Source organism: Chitinibacter tainanensis DSM 15459 (assembly GCF_000429785.1).
Lineage (GTDB): Bacteria > Pseudomonadota > Gammaproteobacteria > Burkholderiales > Chitinibacteraceae > Chitinibacter > Chitinibacter tainanensis.
Window position 1 is genome coordinate 237,589 of the sequence record NZ_KE386952.1, and the last position, 25,331, is coordinate 262,919.

Below are 25,331 nucleotides of genomic sequence, written 5' to 3' on the forward strand. Positions count from 1 at the left end.
CGATGGACTGGCCTCACCGTGGTTCCTGTTTATGCGGCAGCGTGCGCTATGCGGCAGGCGAATTTGCCCCGAAAATGGCACATTGCCATTGCAGCATGTGCCGCAAATTTCACGGTGCGGCTTTCGCCACCTTTGGCAGCACCCGTGCGTTTCGCTGGCTGAGCGGCGAGGCGCAGCTAGCCAGTTTTACCGCCGCCAATGGCACGGTGCGCCAGTTTTGCCAGCAGTGCGGCAGCAGCCTTACTTTTCAATCGCCCGCCACCCCGGCCGGGGTGGTCGAGATTGCCCTCGGCACGCTGGACACCCCACTGGCACAGCGCCCCGACGCCCATATCTGGGTAGGTAGCGGCGCCGATTGGTACTCCCCCACGGCTGAGCTGCCCTGCCATCACGCCGGACGTTCTTCGGAGCTTGTATGCCCATAATTCGTAGCCCACGCCAGCACAGCTGGCTGCTCTGGGGGTTGGCGCTGCTGGCGCTAGCGGTCTGGGGCCGGCCTTTGATTCAATCCACCCAGTTTGAAAATCATTTCTTCGGGCTGTTTTATTATTCGATTTTGGCAGGGCTGGCGCTGTTTTGGGCGCTACCGAGCGAGCAGCGTCTTATCGCGGGCCAGTTTCAGCGCCGCACCCTGCTGCTGGGTCTGCTGCCGACTCGCACCGTGAGCGCGCCGGTGAGCGCGTTTCGTGAGATCCGCCTCGAGCAAGACCCGAATCTCTTCCGCCGCGATACGGTCTGGCTCATGATCTGCGGCGAGCCGGGCAACCCCGAGCAAGTGGCCCGCTTTGCCTTTGCCCACTGGCCCGCCAGCGCGCGCAATATCGCGGCCGCAAGCCAGCTACAAGCCGAGCTGGCCGCAGCCACCGGGCTGAGCATTGTGCGCGCAGAAGACACCGCTGCCGAATAAACACTTAGCATCGGCTCAAAGCGTTGTAAGCACACCGCGCCACACCGCCAGAACCAGGGCCCAGCAGGCCAGAATGCTATGATCGCGGCATGATCATTTCGCCTGCTGGCCTGTTCCATGTTCAAGCTCCGTACCCTATCCTGGCTATTCGTTCTCAGCGGCGCCGCGCACGCGGCCGACCTCGCTAGTTGCCAAAGCATCGCCGATAATCACGCCCGCTTGGCCTGCTACGATCAGCTGGCCCGCAGCGCGAGCCCGGCGACCACACCAGCTGAAACCAGCACCAGCAGCAGCAGCAGCGCCACAGTAGCCGCAGCGCCGACCGAGCCGACCACGCCAAGCACAACAAATACCGTGAGCCCGGTCGCGGCCACCACGCTGGCCAGTGGCGATGCATTTTCACAGCGCTGGGAGCTCGATGCCGCCGATCAAAAAGGCGTTTTCACTATTCGCCCGCATCAGCCGGTGTATTTCCTGCCGCTCTCTTGGCGGGAAAACGTGAACACCCAGCCTTGCTCGCTCAACCCGCGCAATTGCGCCAAACGCTCGGCCGATAGCTTTAAAAATGTCGAAGCCAAATTCCAGCTCTCATTCAAAACCAAATTCTGGGAAGACATGCTAGGCAGCCCGATTGATCTATGGGGCGCCTACACCCAGCAAAGCTATTGGCAAGTTTACGATCAGGAAACCTCGGCGCCATTCCGCGAAACCGATTACCAGCCGGAAATCTGGGCCACCCTGCCCTTGGCGTTGGGCCCCGACTGGCTGCGGCTACGCATGCTCAATCTTGGCCTGGTGCACCAATCCAATGGCCAAACCTTGCCGCTCTCCCGCTCGTGGAATCGCCTGTATGCCAGCGTGGGCCTGAGCTCGGGTGATTTGTCGGTGATTATCAAACCATGGTGGCGACTCAAAGAAGACCCGGCCGATGATGACAACCCGGCCATCACCGACTACAGCGGCCGTATGGAAACCCTGTTGACCTATCCTTGGGGCAAACATCAGTTTGCGCTCACCTGGCGCAATAATCTGAAATTTAACAGCAGTGTACCCAATCGCTCTTACTGGCTACTGGAATGGGCCTTCCCGCTCGCCGGCCAGCTGCATGGCTATGTACAAGCCTTTGATGGCTATGGCGATTCACTGCAAAACTATAATTTCAAAAATCGCGGCATCGCGCTGGGCGTGTCGCTGGTGAACTGGCAATAAACCGCCGGCCACTCGTTCGCGCCTTGCGCGCTGACTAGTGGCCATAATCCAGCGGCTGAACGTCTTGCAGCGTGCCATTCACAAAGCGCAGCTGCATCATCAGCTTATCGCGGCCAAAGTTATACACCCACACGGTGACTTCGTTGCCGGGCTGGCTGCGATCGACCACCCATTCGCCCCAGCGATTGCGGTAGCGGGCCGGCTCGATCAGCGTACTGATCTCGCTGGGCTCGCCGCATTTGCTGCGGATTGAGGCTTGGCTGTCTTCCACGGTGACCAGCCGATTGCCACAGCGCAAATTCGTATCAGCCCACGCGGGCTCCGTGCCCAATAGCGCCAGCGCTACGGGTATTGCCATCCATGCTTTATTCAAAATAATCTCCAAAGCAATACCTCACACCGGTATTACCATTCATACATCGTATTAACACCCAGCCAGCCCGTGCAGCGCAAGGCCGCAGTCTGGCTGCTAGTATAGAAGCGCCACCCTGAATGGAGCGCGAACCACTGTGCAACTTGGCGATTTCGTTTATGCCCTTACCGTCGCCCTGATCGGCCTGGGCGGCTGGCTGTACGCCCGCCACGAATCTGTGCAGCAAGTGCGCCTGCAGCGCTACTGGCTGCTGGCCTGCCTGTGTATCGCGGGCGGGCTCTGCCTCGAAATCGCCGCCGAACATCTGCCCGCCTGGACTCTCGCCCTGGCCATCAGCCTGATTACCGCTGGCAGCCTGCTGCAAAGCCATAGCTTGGGCTTGCTCCTCAACCCACCGCAAACCCTCTGCCGCTTTAATTGGAGCCTGCTGGGCGTGGCCAGCAGCGCCGAGCTCTTAGCCAGCTTTGGCCTACTGCCTGCGCGCTTGAGCATGCTGCTCACCGCGCTCACGCTAGCCACCTGCTTTTTGCTACTTAGCTGGCGCTTTTGGCAGCACGAGCAAGCCTTTGGCCGGCGCTGGCCGGGTATGTTGCCCCTGTTGGGCCTGCTGGCGGCCAGCTGTTTTCTATTTCGCGCCGGCCGCATCGCCCTGCTGAGCGATAGCTTTTCGCCGCTGCTGGAGCAGTTTTTATTTCTGATCGCCTCTACCTGCAACATCATGATGAGCCTGGGGCTTAATCTCTTGCTGCTACGGCAAACCAATCAGGCGCTTTCTCGCCTGGCGATTCAGGATGCGCTCACCGGCGCCCTGAATCGCCGCGGCCTGTATGACGCCGTTGCGGCATTGCCCGCCCCGACGCGCGAGCCCGTGAGCGTGGCACTGATCGATCTGGATTACTTTAAACAAATCAACGACCACTACGGCCATGCCGTCGGCGACGATATTCTGCGCCAGCTGGTGGGCCATTTGCAGCGCACACTGCGCCCGCACGATCTGATCGCCCGCTATGGTGGCGAAGAGTTTTGCGTGCTGCTGCCCGGGCTTGATCAAACCACCGCCAGCCGGCTGCTGGATGAAATCCGCGCCACGTTTGCCAGCCAAAGCTGGAGCGACACCGTGCCCGAGCTACGCTGCAGCTTCTCGGCTGGGGTCAGCGAGTGGCAAACCGAGCAAGACCCCGACAGCAATTTCGCCCTCGCAGATCAGCGGCTGTATCAGGCCAAAGCTGCTGGCCGCAATCAAATTCACCCGACCCCGCGCGGCCATTGATCATCCTTGGCTTGCGCCCCCGCCGGTGGACGGGGATAATCGCCCCCGCGAAGCGGGACAGATCATCGCTGCCGTGGCAACACGGGGGAGGAAAGTCCGGGCTCCATAGAGCAGAATGCCGGCTAACGGCCGGGCGGCGTGAGCCGACGGACAGTGCAACAGAGAGCTGAACCGCCGATGGCCCCGCAAGGGGATCAGGTAAGGGTGAAAAGGTGCGGTAAGAGCGCACCGCGGCGCTGGTAACAGTCGCTGGCAGGGTAAACCCCATTCGGAGCAAGACCAAGCAGTAGGCGTTGAGGTTGCTCGCTGAGTCTACGGGTAGGTTGCTGGAGCGCGGTAGTAATGCCGCGCCTAGAGGAATGATGATCACGGGTGGCAACACCCGGACAGAACCCGGCTTATCGGCCCGCTTCGCCCTTTCTAAGCCCCACTCAAATCGGCAACACGGCACAATCGCCATTCATACCCGGCCTAGCGACGGTGAATCACCGCTTTACACATACTGCAGTTGCCGACGCTCCGCCTGAATAATCGAGAGATACACCAGCGTGGCGCTCAGGCCAAACTCACTTTTGGCCTCATTCACCGCTTGATTCAGATTCATGCCCTGCGCCATCCGCTGCTGAACAAATTGCTGTACTTGCTCATTCATTGCACTACTCCTGCCAACTGATCATGCAGAAATTGTGCCTGCACTGCCTACCGGCGCGCGTGGTAACAATACCCCGTTGGCATGTGCATAAATTACGTCAAGGCCTGTCAACCAGCGCCAAAGGCCGAAGCAATGCAATCCGCCCCTACAAATCAAACGACAGGTATAAGGCTGCAAGCTTTATCTACTGTGCCTTGCGCGTAAATACCCATACCCCAGCCTGTAATTCAGGCGGCACAATCAGCCGGGATAAAGCCGGCGCTTCGGCCCAATCAAACGCAGTCTGGGTTTCATAATCGGCCCAATTGCCGGTGATAAAGCGCGAATGGCTGCCGATCACAATATACGTCTGCACACAGCGCTGCCGGAAAATCTGCCGCTCAAAGCCATTCCCCGCCGGCGGCCAGCTGCAAATCACCACTTCGGGCTGATAGCGCTGAATCGCCTCAATCGCCCCAAGGCGCTCAACTTCAGACGGATAACTCACCACTTTTTCCCAGCTGTAATCATCGCTGCTGCGCAGCGAGATGCCCGCTTCACGTAAAAACCGGCTTAAAGTACCATCCCCGGCGGCGATTTCCAGCGCCGAGCGCCCCTGCAGCAATTCAGCCAGCGCGCTAATCAATTCACGGGTGTAAAAACACCAGATCCCGCGCTTTTCCACCAGCGGCATTAAGTATTGCTTTTGCCAGATCAGCGGCCAAAGCCAGCGAAACCAGCGCAGCGACACGGGCTTGCGCACCAAATCATGCGCAAAGAGCAGCCGTTGTGCCAGCAGGCCATTCCATAAATTAAAACGCACCTTGCCGCTTTTCACGCCAGTGGCCAGCGAAAACGCATACTGCCGCAAGGCGAGCTCAGCCAAACGCAAGCGCACTTGTTGCTCAACAAACAAGGCAAATGCGCGCCCATCCCGCTCACCGGCCAGAAAACGGGCATCAGGTTGCGCCCGCTGCGCCGCCTTGGCCAACAAGCGCTTGAGTTCAGCCGGATCCCGGCGGGCAAACGTTTGCGCCAGCTCATCGCGCACCCCGGCCCACAATACTGGAAAAGCCGCGGCCAATTCGCTAAAACCCGGGTTTTGCTGCAACCAGGCCCATGTTTGTTCTGCACTTTGCTGCGCCATTTTGCTCCCCTTTGGCCAGCCACTACCGTAGCAAAGCCAAGCCCACCTGCGCAAACCATCCTGCGCCGGCGCCAACAAAGCGCAACGAGCGCCACATTTTTGCCACACATCGGCTCACCTGGGCTATTTTGCGCAATTAACCTTGACGCAAGCTAGTGAATACGCTTTAATTGCAAACCTTGTGAGCAGCAATGCACACTGGCCAATTAGCTCAGTTGGTAGAGCAGCGGATTGAAAATCCGCGTGTCCGTGGTTCGATTCCGCGATTGGCCACCAATAAATACAAGCACTTAGCCGCATCCTCGGATGCGGCTTTTTGCTTTTTCTGACGTTTTTCTGTCAGTCGCCCTTGGTGACCAATGCGGTTCAGTGCGTTTGAATGCGGTTGATTCATGAAAGTTATTCATGATGCCGCCGTTTAACGCTTTATTGAGTCAGTCCTACCCTATACGCAACTCCACTTGAATTGGAGTTGCTCATGCTTTCCTTCTCTGTTGCTACCCTCGGCCGTGCGGCGGAGGTGTGCCATGGCTAAAGCCTATCGCGAGGGTAAAACCTGGTCGTTTCGCTTGCGGCTCAAAGGTCAGGATATTTACCGTATAGGTTTTCCGACGGAAGCCGCCGCCAATCAGGCCCAAGCTGAAATCCGGCAGGCCTCAGCCCAGTCGGCACAGCCTTCGGGTTCCGGTCCATTCTGCACGACGTTGGGGCGTGCATTCATGCAATATGCAAAAGAGCGCCTGCCAAGCCTAAAAGGCGCAGACAAAGACGCGAATCGCATCAATCGATATCTGCGTCCGCTCGGGCTGCCCACGATTCAACTTGAAAAGCTGAACGCCGCTGCTGGTTCAAGCATCTACTGGAAAGTCAGCTTTGTCGGCAAGACTGAGCGCGTTATTCCCAATAGCCTCAAAACACATCGTGCCAAGCAGGAGGAGCGATCCTCCGAGAGTCAGCGACAACGAGCGGCACTGGCGGGCATGAATATGTCGGATGTGACATCGCATCATGTCCAGCAGCTCATTGATGCGATGAAAACTGAAGGCAAAGGTGCCGCCACCATCGACCACGAACGCGCTGAATTGCGCCGCCTATTCAGCTATGCGCGCAAAATCTGGAACTGGCGCGCGCTCAGCGTGAATCCAGCGAGCGATGTCATTGCGCTGAGTCTCGACAGCAAACGGGACCGCATTTTATCTAACGACGAATGCCGCAAGATGTTTGCGGCGCTCCATGAGTACGGCAATCCTTATGCCGTACCGCTGGTATGGCTGATGTTGGAGACAGGTATGCGCTCGTGCGAGCCACTGACTTACGCGAACTGGGGATGCGTCAACTGGACACGCCGGATTTTAGAGCTGCCAGACAGTAAAACCGGTCAACGCAATGTTCCGCTCGGTCCCGGCGCGATGACTGTGCTGAAAATGCTGGCCGAGCGCGCAGGACACTATGCACCTGATGACCCCATTTTCCCAACAACCTACGAAGCCATCAAGAAGGCCTGGGCAACCAGCCGGAAACAGTGCGGCGTCGAAGGTGTCAATCTGCATGACTTGCGCCATACAGCCGCAACGCGGTACGCGCTGGAGTTCAAAGGCGACTTGCCCGTCATTATGCAAATTACTGGGCATAAAACCATCGCCATGGTGATGCGGTATATCAATATCAAAGTCGATGACGTGGTGAATAAACTGCACGGTGAAGAACTTGATGTGGGCTCGGCCCCCGCAGGCTATAAGCAGGCATTGCAAGAAGCCATTGAGTCCAAAGTGCTGAATGCGTCGGCATCAAACTCGAACTCGGCACGCCAACGCAAACAGGCAAGCCAAGTGGAAGTGATAGCACCGACCAACAGCGATAACGTCATCAGCGTTAATTTCGGTAAAGCGGCATAATACGCAACCAGGGCGCGCCGGATACGGCGCGTTCTGCTTTGCAGATAATATCTACCCGAACTGGCAGTTCAAAAGCTAATCGGCATCCGTTAGGAGTAGCTTATCGCCGTGACTGACTTTCTGGAGGTAAAACAGAAACGGCAATTCGCCGGGGTAGCCATTCCGCCTAGCAAACTGGCAGAGCGACCACGATTGTTCGCGCACGCCATGAAAGCCGGGTTGGTTCGCAATGCGAGTCAGCGCATCAGCCACTGCGCCGTAGTGATGCTTGGCCAATGTGTCTTTCAAAAACGCCAAATGTTCTCCCATCTCCGCCTTAGGCCGTTTCCAAGTCCACACCGTTTTGCCGCAAGCAGCATGCCGCACGAGTTCATACCCCAACCAGTTTAATCGCGGCTTATCGGTGATATTACGCAAGTGCTCGCTCTCGGCGCCACTACCTGCCGTAAACAGCATCAGCCATTCGACGTTCTCAGCATCTTCAGGCCAGAACATCACCAGCAGCGCATTAGCAAAGCCATGCTTCTTGCGTGTGACCCGCTGTGCTGGTGTGCAACCTACCCCGTACAGACGGTGAAATTTATTTGCTAGAGCGACGGCCTTACTGACTTTGACTTGGCCACAAGTATATCGAGTGTATCCCTTGGCGAGGCTATCCAGAATCCGCGCCAGCGCGGCAGTTTTTGATTTGGCGATGGGTGTAGCTGCAGACACGAACATGCTCTAAAAATGAAGAAGATGCTCTGTATAGCGCCGGCACGGCGCATGAATGCAGTGTGATTCGTCTCGCGCTAGCGAGACATAATGATGTTCCGACTTTGAAGGACACAATTAACTGCGAGCACACAACCGAAATGCACTATACGCAGACAGGAAAGACGCAATTACAAGGGCAAGCAACCAGACGAAGGTCTGGCTAGCTCGCACGCAAGGCAGCTTGCGCCATGATTTTTTGATGTGAAGAAGTTATGGCGCAGGCTGCCAACTGCAAACACACACTGGGGGAAACTCCACGTTAACGCACGCCAAGCGTTAACAAACCGCCGTAGCTGCGTGCCGGGCAATACTGGCTGGCGCGGCTGCAACGAGCGCTTGGGGCAGGCATGCCCCATTCGACTCAATCCATGCCGAGAAGTTGGGCAACACGGAAACGGGAGCCTAGGTAACTAGGACAAACGCTGTTCAAGTAGAGAGCGGTAGCCAATCCGCCCGTGAGATAGCTGGAAATGAACGGCTATGACGCGGACTAAGCAAGCGGGTTATGAGGTCGTGGAAACACGGCAGGGGCACGAGGAGAAATCTGGACTGCCTGGCACCTCGTTGATAACGCGAGGGTCTATGATAGCTGAAGCTTGTAAGTGGGGGTGCGAGCCCCCCATCTGAGTAATCACCTTGGGTCTGCTCCTGCGGGAGTGATTCATCAATGAAGAGTTGGCGCAGGTAAGCCTAGCTATGGAGCATCGTGGGCTGAAACCGGCAACGGGTAAGCGTATGCGATGCACCATCTCTGAGATGAAAGAACCTTAAATCGTGGTGAGACTACTTGAACTAACGTGGGAACCTCTGACGGCCAGTGATCCGGTAGGCACCGGGTAGGCGCAAGAGGGGGAGAGTGGGTGAGTAGCGCTTGAGCGACTTTCGAGGCCTAATCAGCCAAGCGAGAAGCGAGCGAAAACCGACAGCGGTTGAAAAAGTGTGTGGTTGGGCTTGGCAGCCCTTTGCAGTGATAGCCGGATTCTGCGCCTGGCCGCGTGGAGTACGACAGTGTGACTTGGCAGTCACATGAGCGAGAAAGTGTCCGGTTTTAACCCGGCGAAAATATGGAGGGTAATTAGCCGACTGAGCATCACTCTGCTCGATGTTTCAGTCGTACCGCTGGGCATCTGCCTAGCACTCAGCCACCCCGGTTTCGGGGTGGCTATTTACCTGAGCAGAAGAAATTTACAGGCAGGCCAAGCCCAACCAGCTCGTAGGCATCACAAAAGACCAGTCCATTTTCACCAGTCTATTCGGCATCCTTCGTTATGCCGACCTGCTCAAACTTCAGCAATTCCGCTGGAGGTAGCTGCAAGGTATCTGCTAATCGACAGATATTGACGAGCGACGGATTGCGCTGCCCTCGCTCAATGCCCCCAACATAACTGCGCGCTAGGCCGCTTTCCAAGGCCAGTCGCTCTTGGGACCAGCCCAATTCTTTGCGCAGCATGGCAAGTCGTTTACCGAAAAGGATTAGGTTATCTACAGAGGTCATTGGTCGGCGATCGGAGCTGGAACGCCGGAAAGGTTAATCAAACGAACTAAATAAGGACACGCTCTATGGTGACACTCACTATGAGTGACATTTCAGTGAAGTATCCATACAATTCGTTTTTTAGGTAGGAAAAAGGATTTAGAAAGATGGCTGTTGATGCTGCCACTAGAGCTGCAGTGCTGTTCGGTTGGGCTTACAAGTGTTTTTACTGCGGGCATGATGCTTGTTTAGTGGATCACATTGTCCCAATTGAAAAGGACGGAACAGATGAGCCGCATAACTTAGTTGCCAGTTGCAAGGAGTGCAACAATATGAAAAGTGATCTGTGGCTCCCGCTTTCGGCACTTGAGGAGGCTCTAGCCTCGGCAGCGGTACTAACCCCATTTGTTCTAGAAGCTGCAGATATTTATCGCAAATCAATTCTTGTAGCTAGGGACAGGCTCGCTTACGGGTCACTACAACTAAAAGAAGGTGATAAGGGGCAGTCGCTGTTGAGTCCTGGGGTTCGCAGAATCCCTGCAGCACGCGTCATCGCTGTCGAAGCAGCTGAAATCGCGGAACGTTATAAGGCAAAAAAACAGCCCCAAAAAAAAGCGTAGCGCAAAACCAATGCCAATAATTTGACTTTAATACCTTATTAAAAACAAAAGTTCAAAAAACATCAGGTTTCGGCTCCCGCTGTTTTGTATTGCATATTTACGGACGGAAGAAGTGCGGGTACACAACTAAGAAGGCAATGAAGCATTTGTTAGTTAACTTGCATAGAGACTTTATTATTGACCCGCGGCAGTATCTCAGATAGGATCATGTGATCTATGTAACATCACATAAGGCACACAATGGCTATCGGAGAATCCGGTCGAATAGTTCTAGAAATTGAACCCGACCTGAAAAAAAAATTTTATGCTTGTCTAGCACTAGAACAAATCACATTAAAAGATTGGTTTATAAAAACCATTGAAGAACATATGAAGAACCAACATCCAGAAATTTTCACCATGAAGAACAACAAGAAATGAACTTCATCGAAAATGAATCTGAAAAAAAGCTTCGTGGTGGCTACTACACACCGGAAGACCTCGCCACTTACATTGCAAAATGGATAGCTAAAAGCAATCCTGAACATGTCTTAGAACCAAGCTGTGGTGATGGAATTTTCATCAAAGCATTTCACAACATCGGCAACACCGAAGCTTTACACTTTCACGGCTTTGAATTATTTGATGATGAAGCAGATAAAGCCCAAAAAAGAGCATCACAACTAAAAATCAAATCCATAATTAAGTGTGCTGACTTTTTGGACCATGCCATCAAATTGATGGCAGCGGGGAAAGCTGAATTTGATGCGGTTGTAGGAAATCCTCCATTTATTCGCTATCAATACTTGCCTTCGGAATCCCAAGAAAAATCTGAGATTATTTTCAAAAGCGAGCACTTAAAATTTACTAAGCATACGAATGCTTGGGTTCCGTTTGTCATTGCCGCTATCAAAACCTTAAAACCTGGCGGAAGATTTGGAATGATTTTGCCAGCCGAAATCATTCATGTCATGCATGCTCAATCACTTAGAACATATCTGGGCGAGCAGTGTAGTAAGCTGCTGATTGTTGATCCAGAAGAAATTTGGTTTGAAGGGACTCTTCAAGGAGCAATTATTCTCTTTGCTGAAAAGAAGAAAAAAATTGATGATCACTCTTATGGATTGGGTATTTACAAGGTGGCAGGCAAGGATTTTCTAAATGAAGATCCTGAAAAAGTATTTGAAGATACACCGCGCATTAACGGCGAAACCGTTGAAGGAAAGTGGACTCAAGCCCTCTTAACGAAAGAGGAAAGGACACTCTACAAGCTACTGCTGAATCTTGATGAAGTCCATAAATTCCATCAAATTGCAAAAGTGGATGTTGGCATTGTCACTGGTGCAAACAAGTTTTTCTTGGTTCCAAACAGTGTGGTGCAAGAATATGAATTAGAAAACTATGCTCATCCAATGTTTGGACGAAGTGAGCATTGCCCTGGACTTATCTATGATGAACAACAGCATCAGGAAAATACACAAAAGGGCAACCCTACCAATTTCATTTTGATTAAAGATGAATTGAGCAAGCTACCAAAGAAGGTAAGGGAATATATCGCTCTTGGAGAGGCTGATAACCTGCATACTCGCTACAAATGCCGAATTCGAAAACCTTGGTATACAGTTCCTTCTGTTTACTCAACAAAAATTGGAATGCTAAAACGCAGCCATGACATTCCAAAGTTAATTCTAAATACTGTTGACGCTTATACGACAGACACAGCATACAGAATCACAGCAAAGGAAACCATTGCTGCGGATAAGCTTGTCTTTTGCTTCCCAACAGCATTAACTGCATTGAGTGCAGAGCTTGAAGGCCGGCATTATGGAGGTGGTGTTCTTGAACTCGTTCCTTCCGAGATTGAGGAACTAGCCATTGCCTACCCAAAGAAGCTCACTAAATTTGATTTGGAAGCACTGAATTGCACCTACAAAAAAGAAAGTGCCCCTGAAATTCTTGAACAACAATCAAGAATTGTATTGGGGGCACTTGGCATCACTGCTGAACAACAAGCTGTTTTGCTTAATGCTTGGAAGCGATTGAAGAACAGAAGACAGCGAATCAGTGATTAATCAATCTCAATCATAAACTCTGGTGGGGCAGAGTCCTTTCTATGCAAGCTCATAATTCGCCCCAACAGATCAGTTTGAGCGATCAGACTCTTGGCATCACCCCAACTCACATTAGTCATAGCATTGTTCTGGTTATATGACTTTGAGGTGGTGTCAGTGTTGTGCGAAATCTTCAATTCAAAAGTTCCTCTATATTCACCCTTCGTGAAAATATGAACTTTGATTTGAGCTCTTTCATAGTGAGGCAATGCGGCATCAACTGCCCAACCCACATCAGCAAAAACTTCATCTCGGAAGTAATGTCGCTGATCGATGCCCTCCATTGCACCTTTTTTCCAAAGCATTGAACCAGTTGGATTGGTATTTCCACCAGTGGGAATATTCAGATCTCGCTCTTTCAATTCCTTGCTTTGCCATACCAAGTAATAATCCCGTGAATTTGGTTTTGCAATACTTGGACGATGGGTGACTTCTTCCTGCCCATTTTCCTTGATGATAATTTCATCAACAAACTCTTTACCCGCCTTCTTTTTAGTAACTGGATGAGGAATTTTTTTAAATAACTTCATCAACGGAATGGAATCACCCTTCTCCTTTGATGGTCTAGAACTCTTCTGTTTTATTACGACCGTTTCATCAACAACCCGACCGCTTTCAAACACACTTCTTATATCATCTGAGCTATTTATTTTTATTACATGCTCTGGATGATTTTCAATAAGAGTGTTGAACACTACCTCTGTTTGATCAACAAATTCCTTGTCTTCCGCCAAATTCAAATCAAGATCAAGAATGGAACTTGCTTCAATGTTGTTGTGCAAACCACCAAAGGTAAGATTAGCGCTTCCTATAATTGCGGTTGCTGAGTTCTTGAATTGTGCGAGATATATTTTTGGGTGAAAGATTGTCGTTCTAGAACCGGTATCAACAACATAGAGATCAGCCCCAGTCTCAAGAATAACTTCTAATGCTTGATATGAAGTGATGTCGTTTCGTATACCAACAAAGACAGAACACTTTCCTTTGTTCTTTTCTAATGCGGGTTTAATAACCGCAGCCCCTTGGCTCTTGGCAAAGGCAACACTGATCATTAGCCTTTCCAAATCCTTGCCAAGTGTCTCTCGTATAGCTGATGAGTGATCTTTATCTGTTACTGCTTGTAGTAGGAATCTAGCTTTAGCCATAAATAAAATCGAAGTTGGTATTTGGTTGACGAGGGCAAAAGTCGGAGCAGTTCAACTGCCAATGTTATCTCTCATCACGGGCTAATACCATCCCAAAGCAAATAAATTATCATCATCTACTGTAAGTCTGCCATTAACTCAATCGATCTGCAGCGCCTAACATGCAGAAAGTTATGATTTGTTGGGTGTAAACAGACTTTACGATGGGAAGATAAATTGCAGACTTCTAGTTAGCTCTATGTCGTACAAGCAACATCACCATCGCTCAAGCTTTTCCGTCCATGCGTTTTGTGCAGCAAAGCGAAGCTCTTGCCATTTCACGACTGCAGTTTCAGACCAGTACACATATTTGCCAATCCTGACAGGGGGCGGAAAAACCCCTTGCCTAACCATGTTTTCGAGGGTGCGCTCTGAAATCTTCAGTTGTTCACACAAAGATGCTTTGGTGAGTAATGCATGCACCCCATGCGCCGCAACAGGTCTCAACATCAATTTAACCCCTTCACATCAAATTTGGACACTCTGTATAGTGTTGGCAGTCGTGGTAATTGACGTTCAGTGTTGAGATTTGCAGAAATTTGGTACTAATTAGAAGTTGAATTTATTTCACAGGCTGGGTAAGCTGAGATGGTGGTTGTGCTCTGACATTTTTCTGTCACTGACATCAGCCAATCAGTGCGCTTGACTGCGGTTGATGACGTTTCAAACCGGTTGGGTGCTTGTATTTACTGGCAGTTGCGTATGAGTTCGGCTTGTTCGGCGCGACGGAAAAAATTGAAAATCCGCGTGTCCGTGGTTCGATTCGGCGATTGGCCACCAAGAATTAAACAAAAAAGCCAACCTTCGGGTTGGCTTTTTTGTTTTGCACGCCCCATTTCAAGACGTCATTTGCAAGACCTAGCGCGCCACCTCAATCTGCGGGGCGGAAGCCAGCTGCATTTTGCTGCGGCGTAGCATCTCTTTCTGCATGGCCGCAAATTGCTGCTGCATCTGCTGTTGTACATACTGCTTACCCAGACTGGCCATCCAGCCTGAAGCTGGCTGCCAGTCGGCGGCATAGCTCATGGTGGTGGATTGCGCCTGCTGTCGTAGCTGCATACGGCTACTGAAGGCGCCTTGCTGCGTATCTAAGCTATGCGCCACAATTTCGTCTAGGCCGATTAATTCGATCTCGCGGGTGGAATTGAGCGACCAGCTTAATAAGCCCAGCTGTAATTGACCTTCCTGCTGCACCACCCAACGATTGGCTTTGCGGCTCAACACCTTGCTGCTGCTCATGTTCGGCATGAACTCGCTCATATGCTCAAAATCACTGAGCACTGCGAAGGCCAGCGACTTGGCCACAGGCACACTAAATTGTGCAGAGAAATATAAATGCCCATTGCGTTCTGTGCTTTGCACAGCAATGGGAGCCAAGTCTTGCGCCCAGACCGGCCCAATAAGCAAGATGGCGAGCAATAAACGGCGCATATCCCCTCCTGCGCCCACCGGCAAATCCGCTGGGCAAGTGACTGCCCGCAGCAGTCCGGAGGTTCAGTTTAGTGGCGAGAAAATTTCTGTGCCAGCTGATTCAGCTTTTCGGCACGTTTGCGATCGGCCTCAGCAGCCGCTTCGGCAGCCTGCTTGGCACGGCGCTCGTCCGCTGCTTTTTTGAAATGCTCGTGCAGACTGGTAGCCGCGAATTCACGCTGCTCATCGGTCACAGCATCGGCCTTGCTGCCATCGAGGTTATAACGCTCGGTCGCGGTTTGCATGGCTTTCAGGTAGCGTACTGACCGGGTATGCATCGACAAAGCACTGCGCAATACGCGGCGATTAATCTCTGGCAGCGCGGCAATCACTTGTTTGTCGATCCCGATCGCCAGCGGCTGGCAGTCACGGAATACCGCAAACTGTTTTTGCAGCTCTTTCAGCAAGCCAAAAGTAGTTGGGGTGGCGGGTTTGGTTTCTGGGGTGGTCATTCGATCAATGCTCGTCAAACAGTGGTTCTGCGAGCAGGCATTCTAGCAGATTCGCTTGCGATACCAAGCCTTGCAGATTGACGGCCGACTAAAGTCTTATGACCAACGCTTACGCCGACGCCCCAGCAAGGCAAGCGCACCAATCCCTAGCAAAGCCCAGCCCTCAGCGCCAAAGCGCCCCTGCGCCGGAGCAGCAGGCGCTGGGACGACAGTTTTTGGCAAGGCTGGCGCGGAGAGAGATACGCTCACAGCAGCCGGGTTGGCCGCGATGATGGCGGTTGTAGCCGCCACTTCAACCACTGCCGCTTGCGCTTGAGCGGCAAGCACGAAGGCAAACACCACAAAGATCTGACGCATGCTGGCACCTTAAACAAAGTAATTTTGTTACGTAATATACCAGCAAGATAAGACAATTGCATTACCAATTACAGCCAGCGTAATGACGTGTAATTGTAGTCACAAGCTGCGTCAGTACATTTTCAGCTTTAAATTTATGCTGGTAGCACCTGCCCGAATGCGGTCTGATATTGCTCAGCCAGTTCCACGCGAGTGAACTTGTGATTTTGCCCGCCTTGATGCGCAATCTTGATGCTACCCAGCAATGACGCCAGCCGACCGGTCGTGGGCCAATCCCAACCTTGTAGCAAGCCATGCAATAAGCCGGCCCGGAAGGCATCGCCACAACCTGTTGGGTCCACTACGGCCGCCGCTGGCACAGCTGGGATCTGATGACAAACGCCATTGGCATAAATCTGCGCACCTTGCGCGCCCAACGTAACGATCAAGGCTTCAACCTTGGTGGCCAACTGCGCAATACTGAGTCCGGTGGCTTTGCTGAGCATTTCAGCTTCGTAATCGTTGAGCGTTAAGTAGCTTGCGAGCTCAACCAACTCCAGCAGCTCTTCACCACTAAACATCGGCATACCCTGGCCCGGGTCAAAAATGAATGGCACCTTAGCCGCAGCCAGCTGCCGCGCGTGCTCTTGCATGCCTTGTTTCCCATCCGGGGACACGATCCCGATTTGCAATGGCTCTTTCACCATCGCTACCGTGTTCACATGCGACACCCCCATCGCACCAGGGTGAAAGGCAGCAATCTGATTATCGTCCAGGTCAGTAGTAATAAAACACTGCCCAGTAAAGCCTTCATGCTCGGTAATGTAATCGCGCCGAATCCCTTGCTGATCCAGCCATGTCGCGTAGAGATCAAAGTCTTTGCCCACGGTGGCCATGATCAGCGGCTCAGAACCCAGCAGCTTCAGCGTATAAGCGATATTGCCAGCGCATCCACCAACCTCGCGACGCATTTCGGGCACCAGAAACGACACCGACAAAATATGGATTTGCTCGGGCAGGATGTGCTTTTTGAAGTGATCGGGAAACACCATGATGGTGTCGTAGGCCATAGAGCCGCAAATCAGTGCAGACATGTTTTTCTCCTCAGTGTGGGCTGAATTATACGTGCTGAGGTGGAAACACTGGCGTAATTTGCCCAGTACATTCGCTGTTGCAGCGCAACCACGGTCGGCGGGGATTTCTGGCCTTTCGTCGGAGCTGACTTTACGCTGACACCCAGTCTGGGCATAGTGCCACAAATTAGGGAAATTACTTATTCGTCGTTGGTATGCCGCTCGATCTATTCTCGCTGTCTTTACTTGCCATGCTGGCCGCCTGCCTGGGGGCCGGCATGTATCTGGGCCTTGCCCGGGGCCATCGCTCGGAGCGAGGGGTGAGCACGCTGGCGGCTGGCGGCGCTACGCATCAACTCGGCTGGCTGCTGTGGGCGCTCGCCACTTTTAATAGCCACCAATGGCTCAGCTGGCTGGGTGTGCTGTGTCTGCTGCTGGGTCAGCTGGTGCTTTTGGCGGGCACCCGCCGCACTTTTGCCCGCCCGGCCTTACTCGGCTGGTGGGGGGCCTTGGTCCCCTTGTGGCTGGTGGCCCTCATCATGAGCCTGAGTGGCCTGATTTTGCCGCACCAAGCACCGCTGCTACATGCGCTATTGCTGGCGCCGCTGGCCTTCCAGATTTCCCGCGAAGCGTTTCACCCCGGCAATGACGAGCATTGGAGCGCTCCCCGCTGGCTGCTGGTCGGCTGCATGCAGGGTCTCTCGCTCACGCTAGCGCTGAGTGCCTTAGGTACCGCCAGTGGTGTGCTATCGCTGGAACGCGCCGCCAGCATTTGGGCAATCCTCGCCTGCCTGATCAGCCTTATCTTGCCGTATAGCTATCAACTGCTGGTGGCGCACCGCCTGCATGCCCGCCTCAGCAAACTGGTGCGCTATGACGCGCTCACCGGTCTCCTGAATCGCCGTGGCCTCGAAGAGCACGCTGGGCGCGAGCTGCATCGCACCCGCAAGCACAATGGTTCGATGGGGCTGATGCTGATCGATATTGATCAGTTTCGCGTAGTGAACCAGCGGTATGGCTATGGCGCCGGTGATGTCGCTCTGAAAAAATGCGCCCGCGAATTACGCAAAATCCTGGGTGAAGACGCCCTCATCGGTCGGATTGCTGGCGAAGAATTTTGCGTATTGCTCAACGATTACAACTCGCAGCAATTGCGTACTCTGGCGGTCGAAATCGAAATGAGCCTGCAGGCATTGGCGATTGAGCATGGCGATCACTGCTTTCACCTTTCGGTTACGCTGTCGCTGGTGAAATATGGCCGCCATGGCTATCAGTTTGAATCGCTACTGCAAAAAGCCGAAGAAAAACTGCAATACCGCAAAGGCAATCTGCGCGGTGAAAACCCGGCGGGTAGCGGCGCGATCACCATTACGCCGGCCGCCTAAGCCCCACCCACCCAACCACGCTTGGCCCGACTTTGCCATAGATCAAGCGGCCACAAACTTAGTGCTAACAATCATTTAGCCGCCGATTTCAGCAGTGGTACAGTAGCCTCAACCTTAACCCGAGGATACGCCCAATGAAATTCGATACGCTTGCCATCCACGCCGGCTATAGCCCCGACCCCACCACCAAAGCCGTTGCAGTACCGATCTACCAGACCACCAGCTATGCCTTTGATGACACCCAGCATGGCGCTGATTTGTTCGATCTGAAGGTCAAAGGCAATATCTACACCCGCATCATGAACCCAACCACCGATGTGCTCGAGCAACGGGTGGCGGCGCTCGAAGGCGGGATTGGCGCGCTGGCGCTGGCCTCAGGGCAAGCGGCGATTACCTACGCGATCCTCACCATCGCCGAAGCGGGCGACAACATCATCGCCACCAGCGCGCTGTATGGCGGCACCTACAATCTATTCGCGCACACGCTGCCGCAATATGGCATCAACGTTAAATTTGTCGATGCAAGCGACCCACAAGCCGCTGCCGCGCTGATCGACGAGCGCACCAAGGCCATGTATTGCGAATCGATCGGCAATCCTTTGGGTAATGTCGTTGACTTTGCCGCCTTCGCCGCCGTCGCCCATGCCGGAGGCGTACCGCTGATTGTCGACAACACCGTGCCCACACCGTACATCACTCGCCCGATCGAGCACGGTGCCGATATCGTCGTGCATAGCCTGACCAAATACATGGGCGGCCACGGCACCAGCATTGGCGGCATTATTGTCGATAGCGGCAAATTTCCGTGGGCGGAGCACAAAACGCGCTTCAAACGCCTGAACGAGCCGGAGGTCAGCTACCACGGTGTGATCTATACCGAGGCACTCGGCCCCGCCGCCTTTATTGGCCGCGCGCGCACGGTGCCGCTGCGCAATATGGGCGCGGCAATCTCGCCGTTTAACTCTTTCCTGATCTTGCAGGGGCTGGAAACACTGGCGCTACGGATGGATAGACACGTAGAAAACGCGCTGAAAGTGGCCGATTTCCTTGCGGCACACCCGAAAGTGGAATGGGTAAATTACGCAGGCCAAGCAGGCCACCCCAGCAAACCCTTGGTGGATAAGTACTTCGGCGGCAAAGCATCAGGCTTGTTGACCTTTGGCGTGAAAGGCGGTCGTGAGGCCGGTGCACGCTTCCAGGATGCGCTGCAATTGATCACCCGGCTGGTGAATATTGGCGACGCCAAATCGCTGGCTTGCCACCCGGCCAGCACCACGCATCGTCAGCTCTCGCCCGATGAACTGAAACGCGCCGGGGTTTCGGAAGATATGGTGCGTCTGTCGATCGGGATTGAGCACATCGACGATATTCTGGCCGATCTGGATCAGGCCTTGGCGAAAGCCTAAACCATAGGTATATCGCTACAGGCCAATTTTATTAATGCCTGCAGCGATATACCCAGCTAAAACTCAAACCCAGTCTGCCGCAGCGCCGCAACGGCCTGCTGGCAGCGGGCTTCGCCGCGGCCAGCCACCAGCGCAAACGGCACCTGCGCTTGCTCGAGCGCGGTTTGATAGCGCACTAGCAATGCATCGCGATCTAGCGGGTTTTCGCGCAGCGGGTCGGGCTGCCATGGTAAATCGGTGGCGGTGAGTAAATGCAGCTGATAATCCGCAGGCCGCCACAGGGCGCGTAATTCGGCTGGGCATTCGCCAAAGCGCACCTGCGCCCAAATGATGCAGACCAACACACTGGTATCGCATACCAACCACTCCGCCTCACTCGCCAGCTGCTGCTCCAGCGCCAGCTGACCATGAGCAATCGCCAGAATGTCATCCATGCTGTAGCTGGTGCGCCGCTGCGCGGCAAACCATGGGCGCGAAAACTCGGGCACCCATGGCGCGTGCAAAGTGCGGGCTAGCGCGCGGGCCAGACTGGTTTTGCCGCAGGATTCCGGCCCAACGATCGCGATTTTGCGGGTCATGCCGCCGCCAGCTCACGTTGCCAATTGCGCCAGCCCCATACCGCCAGGCCTGCCAGCAGTAGATACAGCACGCCGGTGATGTGCAGCGATTTGTAGAAATACACCCCGCTGGCCAGCAGATTCAGCACAATCCAGTACGGCCAGTTTTCTAGGCGTTTTTTCGCCTGCATCCACTGTGCCAGTAAGCCAAACACAAAGATCGCCGAATCGAGCACCGGCACATCAGTGGGCAAAAAATGGATCTGCAAATTGGCCACCGCGGCCGTGGCCAGCACACCCACGCCATTAATCAGCCACCACTCATTGCGGCTGAGGCGCTGTACCGGCAATTTGACCACCGTGGTGGCATCCAGCCGGCGCTGCCGCCATTGCAGCCAGCCATACACCGCCAGTACAGCATACACCGCCTGCAGCGTGGCCTCGCCAAACAAATTAAATTGCGCAAACAGCCACACATACAGCACGCTGGCCACCAGCTGCAGCGGCCAGGTTAGCACATGCGAGCGCGCCGCCAAGGCGATGGCCAAAATAGTCAGGGCAAAGCCGATGATCTCCAAAGCAGTCATCCGGGTTCCTTCCGGGGCAAAAGCGCTAGTGTACCGCGCCGCAGCCAGCTGACTAGTGGGGCAGTCCGCCTGCGGGCCGCAAATGCACTGTGCTTTGCGTCACCGCAAGTTGCGCCATGATCAGCCCAAATGCTGGCAGCAAGCGGCGTGGCTCACGGTATAATCAGCCCTAACCAATGCGGAAAGATCGCCATGACCCAAGCAGCCCTGCCACTCGCCCAACGCCTTGTTATCAAAGTAGGCTCCAGCCTTGTTACCAATGATGGTAAAGGCCTCGATCATCAGGCTCTGGCCCGCTGGGCCAAAGAGATTGCCGAGCTGGCTCGCCAAGGCAAGCAGGTGGTGCTGGTATCGTCTGGTGCGGTCGCCGAGGGCGTGGCCCGTCTGGGCTGGAGCAGCAAACCCACCGCCATCCACGAAAAACAAGCGGCCGCAGCAGTGGGCCAAATGGGCCTGTGCCGCGCGTACGAGGCGGCTTTTCAGGCACATGGCCTCACTTGCGCGCAAGTGCTGCTCACCCATGAAGACCTAGCCGATCGCACCCGCTATCTGAATGCTCGGTCAACCTTGCTGACCTTATTGCAGCTGGGCGTGATTCCGATCATTAATGAAAACGATACCGTGGTCACCGCGGAAATTAAATTTGGCGACAACGACACTTTGGGTGCGCTGGTAACCAATCTGATAGAGGGCGACGCACTGGTCATCCTGACCGACCAGCAAGGCCTATTCACCGCCGACCCGCGTAAAGACCCAGCGGCCCAGCTGGTGCAATTTGCCACCGCCGGCGATGAAAGCCTGGAAGCAATGGCCGGTGGCGCCGGCTCAAGCGTCGGCACCGGCGGCATGTACACCAAAGTGATCGCCGCCAAACGCGCCGCGCGCAGTGGCGCGGCCACCATCATTGCTTGCGGCCGCGAAGCTGATGTCTTAACCCGCCTGGCCAAAGGCGAAGCCATTGGCACCCAGCTCACCGCGCACACCACCCCATTGCATGCCAAAAAGCAGTGGATTGCCGATCACCTGCAGCTCAAAGGCCGCGTAACGCTGGATGCCGGTGCCGTACGGGCGCTGAAACAAGGTGGATCAAGCCTGCTGCCGATCGGGGTGATCGCCGTGGACGGCGAATTTTTGCGCGGTGAGGTTGTGAGCTGCATCGATGCCAGCGGGCAAGAAATCGCCCGCGGTCTGATCAATTACAGCTCGCAGGAAACCAGCCGTATTCTGCGCAGCCCCACCGGTCAAATCGAAGCCAAGCTGGGCTACATTGATGAAGCCGAGCTGATTCACCGCGACAACCTGGTAATTTCTTAAGGTATTGCTCGCCAAGTCTTAATCAGCAAGCTTTACACATCAATACAAGGGTGAGGTATGCAAGATCCGGCGCAATTGGCCCAGCTGGCCCGCAGTGCAGCGCAACGCAATGACTGGGCCGCCGCCGAACAGCTGATGGCGCAAGCCCTGGCGCTCGCGCCGCAGGTGGCGCCGCTGCACCTCAATTACGGCAATATCCTCAAACAACTGGGCCGGCTCGATGCCGCCCGCAGCGCCTACGAGCACGCCCTGTACTGGCAGCCGGATTGGGCTGATGCGCATTACAATCTGGGCAATCTGGCACTCGCCCAGCACGACCAGTTGGCCGCGGCCGAGCATTATCGCGCGGCAATCCGCAGCCAGCCCGACTATCTACCGGCGCATTACAGTCTGGGCACCATCCTGACCAATCTGGGCCAACTGCGCCCCGCCCACCAGCATTTTGCTACCGTGCTGCAGCGCGAACCGCAGCATCTGGATGCGCTACACAATCTGGGCCGGCTGTATCGCCGCGAAGGGCGGCTGGACGATGCGCGCGCCTGTTACCAGCAAGTGCTGCAACTGGCACCCGAGCACGCGCTGGCTCGTTACAGCTTGGGCACCCTTGATTTGCTGGAAGGCCACTGGGCAGCCGGCTGGCAAGGCTATGAGGCGCGCTGGGCGGCGCTGGGCAAGGCTTATCCTGCGACCCCGCTGCCACGCTGGCAGGGCGAAGCGGTAGCGCCTGAGGCAAAGCTCTTGGTGATTGGCGAGCAGGGCTATGGCGATATGCTGCAATTTGCCCGCTTCTTGCCGCAGCTCTGCACGCGCTTTGCGCAGATGACCGTTTTAGTGCCCGTAGCCTTGCAACGCTTGTTGCAGCAGAGCTTTCCGCAACTGGAAATCGTTAGCGAGCTAGCCAGCCACACGCGCTTTACTCACCATATTCCGTATATGAGCTTGGCTGGCGCTTTGCAGATTAGCGAAGCCGATCTGAGCGGCGAAGCTTACTTGCAGGTTGATTCAGTCGAGGTGGCCCAGTGGCAAGCGCAATTACCGCCGGGGCGCAAAATTGGGCTCGCCTGGCAGGGCAACCCCCAGCAAGTGGATAACGGCTGGCGCAGCATTGCGCTGAGCCAGCTCGCCCCCTTGCTGGCCCAGCCCGGTATTCAGTGGTGCAGCCTGCAACATGGCCAAGCGGCACCAGCGCCACTGCGGAACGACGTGCAACACTGCCCCGATTTCGCCGCCACCGCGGCCTATCTGCAGCAGCTGGATCTGGTGATTACCGTCTGCACCTCGGTTGCCCACCTCGCCGGCGCCCTTGGCCGCCCTACGCTGCTGCTCTCGCGTTTTGACGCCGACTGGCGCTGGCAAGTACAGCGCAGCGATAGCCCCTGGTATCGCTCGATGCAGATTATCCGCCAGCCGCAATTGGGGGACTGGGCGGCGGTGGTCGAACAAGTGAGGCAAGGGCTAGCAGCAAAGGCATAAAAAACGCCGCTGAGTGCGGCGTGGTATTTAATCTAGGGTCTCTAGAGTGCGCTCAGGCACCGGGAAATCAAAGCGGCGTTTGATCAGATCTGGGTTGTACGACTCTAGGAAAAAGCAAAAACGATCCGTCAGCGCATACTGCCACTGATTAAATCCACGCGTAATCTGCTTCCAGTTCACGGTTTTACCTACCGTCCAGGTTTGGTCAGGTTTGCCCCAAGCATAGGCACGGTACTGCCCAGAATTGCAGTGCATCCCCTCGTAAATAACGCTTTTACTAGCGCCACTACCCGGCACAACCGCCACCACATACCGCACCACCTCATCGGCGCCGGGGGTCACTGAATCGAGCGCCAGATAGTATTTGCTGGATTTATTGCGCTCAGGAAAGCTAAATTCCTGCCATTTCTTCAGCTCGTTTAACTTAGGCGGCTGAATCAGGGCATTATCTTCTGCGGGAATTTCGGGTGGTTGATCAGAAAACCAATCCCAGAAATCGGCTTTACCACCTGTCCGTGGATCACGATTCGCGCCATTGGGGCTATTGGGCCCAGCTCAGCTGAGCGACGAGATACTAAAAATAATCGCCAGAGTGAATACTGAACGCATCAAGATGATCCTTGTGTGGGCGACCGCTAGCCGCCGATTAATGCTCGATCCGCACAATGCGCACCGCTTCTCCTTCGTGTTCGCTATACCAAGCCGGCTGTAGCGTCACGTGGTCGATATGATATTGGCTCTCCAGCATCTCGTTCAACTGTAAAATCATCCGCGGCCAGTCGGCGGGCTCGGCGATGATCAGATGGGCTGAGAGTGCATTGCGCTTACCGCCAATATTCCAGACATGCAAATCATGGACTTCGCTGATGCCCGGCGTAGCTAGGATGGTGCGGGCCACAGCTTCTAAATCAACGCCATCCGGTACGCCATCCATCAACAAATGCGTCGATTTACTGAGCAAGGCCCAGGTCGAGCGCAGAATGAGCAACGACACCGCAATCGAGAGGATCGGGTCGATCGGCTGCCAGTTGGTAAAATAAATCACCGCCCCGGCCGCAATCGCCGCTACCGAGCCCAGCAAATCACCCAAAACGTGTATCAGCGCGGCGCGGCTATTGAGATTGTCGTGGTCATGCGAAAGCTGCCAGGCGGAAATCACATTCACCAGCAAGCCGATCACCGCGATCACCATGACCCCCATGCCATTCACCGGCGCCGGATGCAGTAAGCGCTGCACCGCCTCGACCATAATCCACACCACCAGCGCAATCATGGTCAGGCTATTGATCAGTGCGCCAATCAGCTCGGCGCGCGCATAACCATATGATTTGGCCTGATTGGCCGGGCGCTGGCCAATCAGATTGGCGATCAGCGCCAACAGCAGCGCGGCGCTGTCGGTCATCATATGGCCGGCGTCGGAAATCAGCGCCAATGAATGCGCCCACCAGCCGCCAATCAGCTCGACAAAGGCAAAGCCGAACGTCACCACCAGCGCAATCAGTAGGCGTTTTTGCGAGCTGGGCACGCCATGATCATGATGATGATGGCTGTGATCGTGATGATGATCGTGGCAGGCATTGTGACCACCGGGGCGATCGTGTGGATGCTGATGCAAAACACCATCGGGATATTTCTTCGCCGTATGAGGGGTATAGTTCGCCATGCGCTGTTCCATAAATCATTTAACGACATACCCATGCAGGTATATCTAAACAGGCCACC

At 54.6% G+C, this 25,331-nt stretch carries 26 protein-coding genes, 1 tRNA gene and 1 other RNA gene; 13 read left to right on the forward strand and 15 right to left on the reverse strand.

All coding sequences use genetic code 11. The features are described from left to right. Window positions 1–2: 2 nt before the first annotated feature. From G482_RS0113510 to G482_RS18735, 3 genes are all read left to right on the forward strand, one after another. Window positions 3–425 carry a GFA family protein gene (locus G482_RS0113510; protein ID WP_028450474.1) on the forward strand — a complete coding sequence of 141 codons (423 nt, stop codon included), beginning with the start codon at window positions 3–5 and terminating at the stop codon, window positions 423–425. Beyond that, a complete protein-coding gene (locus G482_RS0113515) occupies window positions 416–907 on the forward strand; it encodes a hypothetical protein (protein ID WP_028450475.1) in 492 nt (163 codons plus the stop codon). The genes G482_RS0113510 and G482_RS0113515 overlap by 10 nt, the downstream gene beginning before the upstream one ends. A gap of 117 nt (window positions 908–1,024) precedes the next feature. Continuing rightward, window positions 1,025–2,116, forward strand: a complete 1,092-nt coding sequence (locus G482_RS18735) for a phospholipase A (RefSeq protein WP_051259029.1) — start codon at window positions 1,025–1,027, stop codon at window positions 2,114–2,116. Window positions 2,117–2,150: 34 nt separating this feature from the next. Here G482_RS18735 and G482_RS0113525 read toward each other — a convergent pair whose 3' ends face one another. Then, window positions 2,151–2,489 (reverse strand): DUF2845 domain-containing protein, encoded by a 339-nt coding sequence (locus G482_RS0113525; RefSeq protein WP_156905409.1) that lies wholly within the window; start codon window positions 2,487–2,489, stop codon window positions 2,151–2,153. Window positions 2,490–2,625: 136 nt separating this feature from the next. On the opposite strand from G482_RS0113525, the gene G482_RS19750 reads away from it, so the two are divergent. Continuing rightward, complete coding sequence (locus G482_RS19750) at window positions 2,626–3,759, forward strand: GGDEF domain-containing protein (protein ID WP_051259030.1); 1,134 nt, start codon at window positions 2,626–2,628, stop codon at window positions 3,757–3,759. Window positions 3,760–3,808: 49 nt separating this feature from the next. Beyond that, an RNA gene (rnpB, locus tag G482_RS19825) (RNase P RNA component class A) lies at window positions 3,809–4,176 on the forward strand. Window positions 4,177–4,252: 76 nt separating this feature from the next. Here the strand turns inward: rnpB and G482_RS20375 are convergent. Together G482_RS20375 and G482_RS18745 are read right to left on the reverse strand one after the other, a co-directional pair. Next, on the reverse strand, window positions 4,253–4,411 hold the full coding sequence (locus G482_RS20375; RefSeq protein ID WP_156129101.1) for a hypothetical protein: 159 nt from the start codon (window positions 4,409–4,411) through the stop codon (window positions 4,253–4,255). 184 nt (window positions 4,412–4,595) lie between these two features. Next, window positions 4,596–5,537 (reverse strand): hypothetical protein, encoded by a 942-nt coding sequence (locus G482_RS18745; protein WP_051259031.1) that lies wholly within the window; start codon window positions 5,535–5,537, stop codon window positions 4,596–4,598. 200 nt (window positions 5,538–5,737) lie between these two features. Between G482_RS18745 and G482_RS0113550 the strand changes: the two genes are divergently transcribed. Both G482_RS0113550 and G482_RS0113555 read left to right on the forward strand, forming a co-directional pair. Further along, window positions 5,738–5,813: transfer RNA gene (locus G482_RS0113550), tRNA-Phe, on the forward strand. Between the two features lie 251 nt (window positions 5,814–6,064). Next, window positions 6,065–7,432, forward strand: a complete 1,368-nt coding sequence (locus G482_RS0113555; protein WP_028450477.1) for a tyrosine-type recombinase/integrase — start codon at window positions 6,065–6,067, stop codon at window positions 7,430–7,432. A 75-nt stretch (window positions 7,433–7,507) separates the two neighbouring features. Here the strand turns inward: G482_RS0113555 and G482_RS18750 are convergent, their stop codons facing one another. Both G482_RS18750 and G482_RS0113565 read right to left on the reverse strand, forming a co-directional pair. Continuing rightward, entirely contained in the window at window positions 7,508–8,152 is a 645-nt protein-coding gene (locus G482_RS18750) for a hypothetical protein (protein ID WP_211227632.1), read from the reverse strand. A 1,285-nt stretch (window positions 8,153–9,437) separates the two neighbouring features. Further along, the gene (locus G482_RS0113565; RefSeq protein ID WP_028450478.1) at window positions 9,438–9,683 is read right to left on the reverse strand and encodes a helix-turn-helix domain-containing protein; all 246 of its coding nucleotides are present in this window, start codon (window positions 9,681–9,683) and stop codon (window positions 9,438–9,440) included. A gap of 146 nt (window positions 9,684–9,829) precedes the next feature. On the opposite strand from G482_RS0113565, the gene G482_RS19755 reads away from it, so the two are divergent. Next, a complete protein-coding gene (locus G482_RS19755; protein ID WP_028450479.1) occupies window positions 9,830–10,282 on the forward strand; it encodes an HNH endonuclease in 453 nt (150 codons plus the stop codon). Window positions 10,283–10,698: 416 nt separating this feature from the next. Then, complete coding sequence (locus G482_RS0113580) at window positions 10,699–12,333, forward strand: N-6 DNA methylase (protein WP_028450481.1); 1,635 nt, start codon at window positions 10,699–10,701, stop codon at window positions 12,331–12,333. Here the strand turns inward: G482_RS0113580 and G482_RS19760 are convergent. From G482_RS19760 to G482_RS0113615, 6 genes are all read right to left on the reverse strand, one after another. Next, the gene (locus G482_RS19760; RefSeq protein WP_084414699.1) at window positions 12,330–13,517 is read right to left on the reverse strand and encodes a phospholipase D-like domain-containing protein; all 1,188 of its coding nucleotides are present in this window, start codon (window positions 13,515–13,517) and stop codon (window positions 12,330–12,332) included. The genes G482_RS0113580 and G482_RS19760 overlap by 4 nt on opposite strands. 255 nt (window positions 13,518–13,772) lie before the next feature. Continuing rightward, entirely contained in the window at window positions 13,773–14,006 is a 234-nt protein-coding gene (locus tag G482_RS20160; protein ID WP_084414701.1) for a helix-turn-helix transcriptional regulator, read from the reverse strand. Between the two features lie 408 nt (window positions 14,007–14,414). Continuing rightward, on the reverse strand, window positions 14,415–14,987 hold the full coding sequence (locus tag G482_RS19765) for an SRPBCC family protein (protein WP_028450483.1): 573 nt from the start codon (window positions 14,985–14,987) through the stop codon (window positions 14,415–14,417). Window positions 14,988–15,055: 68 nt separating this feature from the next. Further along, complete coding sequence (locus G482_RS0113605; RefSeq protein ID WP_028450484.1) at window positions 15,056–15,478, reverse strand: ProQ/FINO family protein; 423 nt, start codon at window positions 15,476–15,478, stop codon at window positions 15,056–15,058. 96 nt (window positions 15,479–15,574) lie between these two features. Then, window positions 15,575–15,835 carry a hypothetical protein gene (locus tag G482_RS0113610; RefSeq protein WP_028450485.1) on the reverse strand — a complete coding sequence of 87 codons (261 nt, stop codon included), beginning with the start codon at window positions 15,833–15,835 and terminating at the stop codon, window positions 15,575–15,577. Window positions 15,836–15,969: 134 nt separating this feature from the next. After that, window positions 15,970–16,908, reverse strand: a complete 939-nt coding sequence (locus tag G482_RS0113615; protein WP_028450486.1) for a carbohydrate kinase family protein — start codon at window positions 16,906–16,908, stop codon at window positions 15,970–15,972. A 194-nt stretch (window positions 16,909–17,102) separates the two neighbouring features. Here G482_RS0113615 and G482_RS19770 point away from each other — a divergent pair, with 194 nt between their 5' ends. Beyond that, window positions 17,103–18,272: a GGDEF domain-containing protein gene (locus G482_RS19770; protein ID WP_028450487.1), complete on the forward strand. Its 1,170-nt coding sequence runs from the start codon at window positions 17,103–17,105 to the stop codon at window positions 18,270–18,272. 134 nt (window positions 18,273–18,406) lie between these two features. Further along, the gene (locus tag G482_RS0113625) at window positions 18,407–19,678 is read left to right on the forward strand and encodes an O-acetylhomoserine aminocarboxypropyltransferase/cysteine synthase family protein (RefSeq protein WP_028450488.1); all 1,272 of its coding nucleotides are present in this window, start codon (window positions 18,407–18,409) and stop codon (window positions 19,676–19,678) included. A gap of 56 nt (window positions 19,679–19,734) precedes the next feature. Here G482_RS0113625 and G482_RS0113630 read toward each other — a convergent pair whose 3' ends face one another. After that, window positions 19,735–20,256, reverse strand: a complete 522-nt coding sequence (locus tag G482_RS0113630; RefSeq protein ID WP_028450489.1) for an AAA family ATPase — start codon at window positions 20,254–20,256, stop codon at window positions 19,735–19,737. Further along, window positions 20,253–20,822, reverse strand: coding sequence for a nicotinamide riboside transporter PnuC (gene pnuC / locus G482_RS0113635; RefSeq protein WP_028450490.1), 570 nt, complete (start codon window positions 20,820–20,822; stop codon window positions 20,253–20,255). The genes G482_RS0113630 and pnuC overlap by 4 nt, the downstream gene beginning before the upstream one ends. A gap of 192 nt (window positions 20,823–21,014) precedes the next feature. Between pnuC and proB the strand changes: the two genes are divergently transcribed. Both proB and G482_RS0113645 read left to right on the forward strand, forming a co-directional pair. Then, window positions 21,015–22,136, forward strand: a complete 1,122-nt coding sequence (gene proB, locus G482_RS0113640; RefSeq protein WP_028450491.1) for a glutamate 5-kinase — start codon at window positions 21,015–21,017, stop codon at window positions 22,134–22,136. 57 nt (window positions 22,137–22,193) lie between these two features. Beyond that, window positions 22,194–23,609, forward strand: coding sequence for a tetratricopeptide repeat protein (locus G482_RS0113645; protein WP_028450492.1), 1,416 nt, complete (start codon window positions 22,194–22,196; stop codon window positions 23,607–23,609). Between the two features lie 27 nt (window positions 23,610–23,636). Here G482_RS0113645 and G482_RS18780 read toward each other — a convergent pair whose 3' ends face one another. Next, window positions 23,637–24,071 (reverse strand): CNP1-like family protein, encoded by a 435-nt coding sequence (locus G482_RS18780; protein WP_084414703.1) that lies wholly within the window; start codon window positions 24,069–24,071, stop codon window positions 23,637–23,639. Window positions 24,072–24,255: 184 nt separating this feature from the next. Beyond that, complete coding sequence (locus tag G482_RS0113655) at window positions 24,256–25,272, reverse strand: cation diffusion facilitator family transporter (protein ID WP_081986712.1); 1,017 nt, start codon at window positions 25,270–25,272, stop codon at window positions 24,256–24,258. Window positions 25,273–25,331 lie beyond the last annotated feature (59 nt).

Coding starts and splice junctions, on each gene's coding strand:
- G482_RS0113510 (WP_028450474.1), top strand. CDS start 3: ATGGACTGGCCTCACCGTGGTTCCTGTTTATGCGGCAGCGTGCGCTAT.
- G482_RS0113515 (WP_028450475.1), top strand. CDS start 416: ATGCCCATAATTCGTAGCCCACGCCAGCACAGCTGGCTGCTCTGGGGG.
- G482_RS18735 (WP_051259029.1), top strand. CDS start 1,025: ATGTTCAAGCTCCGTACCCTATCCTGGCTATTCGTTCTCAGCGGCGCC.
- G482_RS20375 (WP_156129101.1), bottom strand. CDS start 4,411: ATGAATGAGCAAGTACAGCAATTTGTTCAGCAGCGGATGGCGCAGGGC.
- G482_RS18745 (WP_051259031.1), bottom strand. CDS start 5,537: ATGGCGCAGCAAAGTGCAGAACAAACATGGGCCTGGTTGCAGCAAAAC.
- G482_RS0113555 (WP_028450477.1), top strand. CDS start 6,065: ATGGCTAAAGCCTATCGCGAGGGTAAAACCTGGTCGTTTCGCTTGCGG.
- G482_RS18750 (WP_211227632.1), bottom strand. CDS start 8,152: ATGTTCGTGTCTGCAGCTACACCCATCGCCAAATCAAAAACTGCCGCG.
- G482_RS0113565 (WP_028450478.1), bottom strand. CDS start 9,683: ATGACCTCTGTAGATAACCTAATCCTTTTCGGTAAACGACTTGCCATG.
- G482_RS19755 (WP_028450479.1), top strand. CDS start 9,830: ATGGCTGTTGATGCTGCCACTAGAGCTGCAGTGCTGTTCGGTTGGGCT.
- G482_RS0113580 (WP_028450481.1), top strand. CDS start 10,699: ATGAACTTCATCGAAAATGAATCTGAAAAAAAGCTTCGTGGTGGCTAC.
- G482_RS19760 (WP_084414699.1), bottom strand. CDS start 13,517: ATGGCTAAAGCTAGATTCCTACTACAAGCAGTAACAGATAAAGATCAC.
- G482_RS20160 (WP_084414701.1), bottom strand. CDS start 14,006: ATGTTGAGACCTGTTGCGGCGCATGGGGTGCATGCATTACTCACCAAA.
- G482_RS19765 (WP_028450483.1), bottom strand. CDS start 14,987: ATGCGCCGTTTATTGCTCGCCATCTTGCTTATTGGGCCGGTCTGGGCG.
- G482_RS0113605 (WP_028450484.1), bottom strand. CDS start 15,478: ATGACCACCCCAGAAACCAAACCCGCCACCCCAACTACTTTTGGCTTG.
- G482_RS0113610 (WP_028450485.1), bottom strand. CDS start 15,835: ATGCGTCAGATCTTTGTGGTGTTTGCCTTCGTGCTTGCCGCTCAAGCG.
- G482_RS0113615 (WP_028450486.1), bottom strand. CDS start 16,908: ATGTCTGCACTGATTTGCGGCTCTATGGCCTACGACACCATCATGGTG.
- G482_RS19770 (WP_028450487.1), top strand. CDS start 17,103: ATGCCGCTCGATCTATTCTCGCTGTCTTTACTTGCCATGCTGGCCGCC.
- G482_RS0113625 (WP_028450488.1), top strand. CDS start 18,407: ATGAAATTCGATACGCTTGCCATCCACGCCGGCTATAGCCCCGACCCC.
- G482_RS0113630 (WP_028450489.1), bottom strand. CDS start 20,256: ATGACCCGCAAAATCGCGATCGTTGGGCCGGAATCCTGCGGCAAAACC.
- pnuC (WP_028450490.1), bottom strand. CDS start 20,822: ATGACTGCTTTGGAGATCATCGGCTTTGCCCTGACTATTTTGGCCATC.
- proB (WP_028450491.1), top strand. CDS start 21,015: ATGACCCAAGCAGCCCTGCCACTCGCCCAACGCCTTGTTATCAAAGTA.
- G482_RS0113645 (WP_028450492.1), top strand. CDS start 22,194: ATGCAAGATCCGGCGCAATTGGCCCAGCTGGCCCGCAGTGCAGCGCAA.
- G482_RS0113655 (WP_081986712.1), bottom strand. CDS start 25,272: ATGGCGAACTATACCCCTCATACGGCGAAGAAATATCCCGATGGTGTT.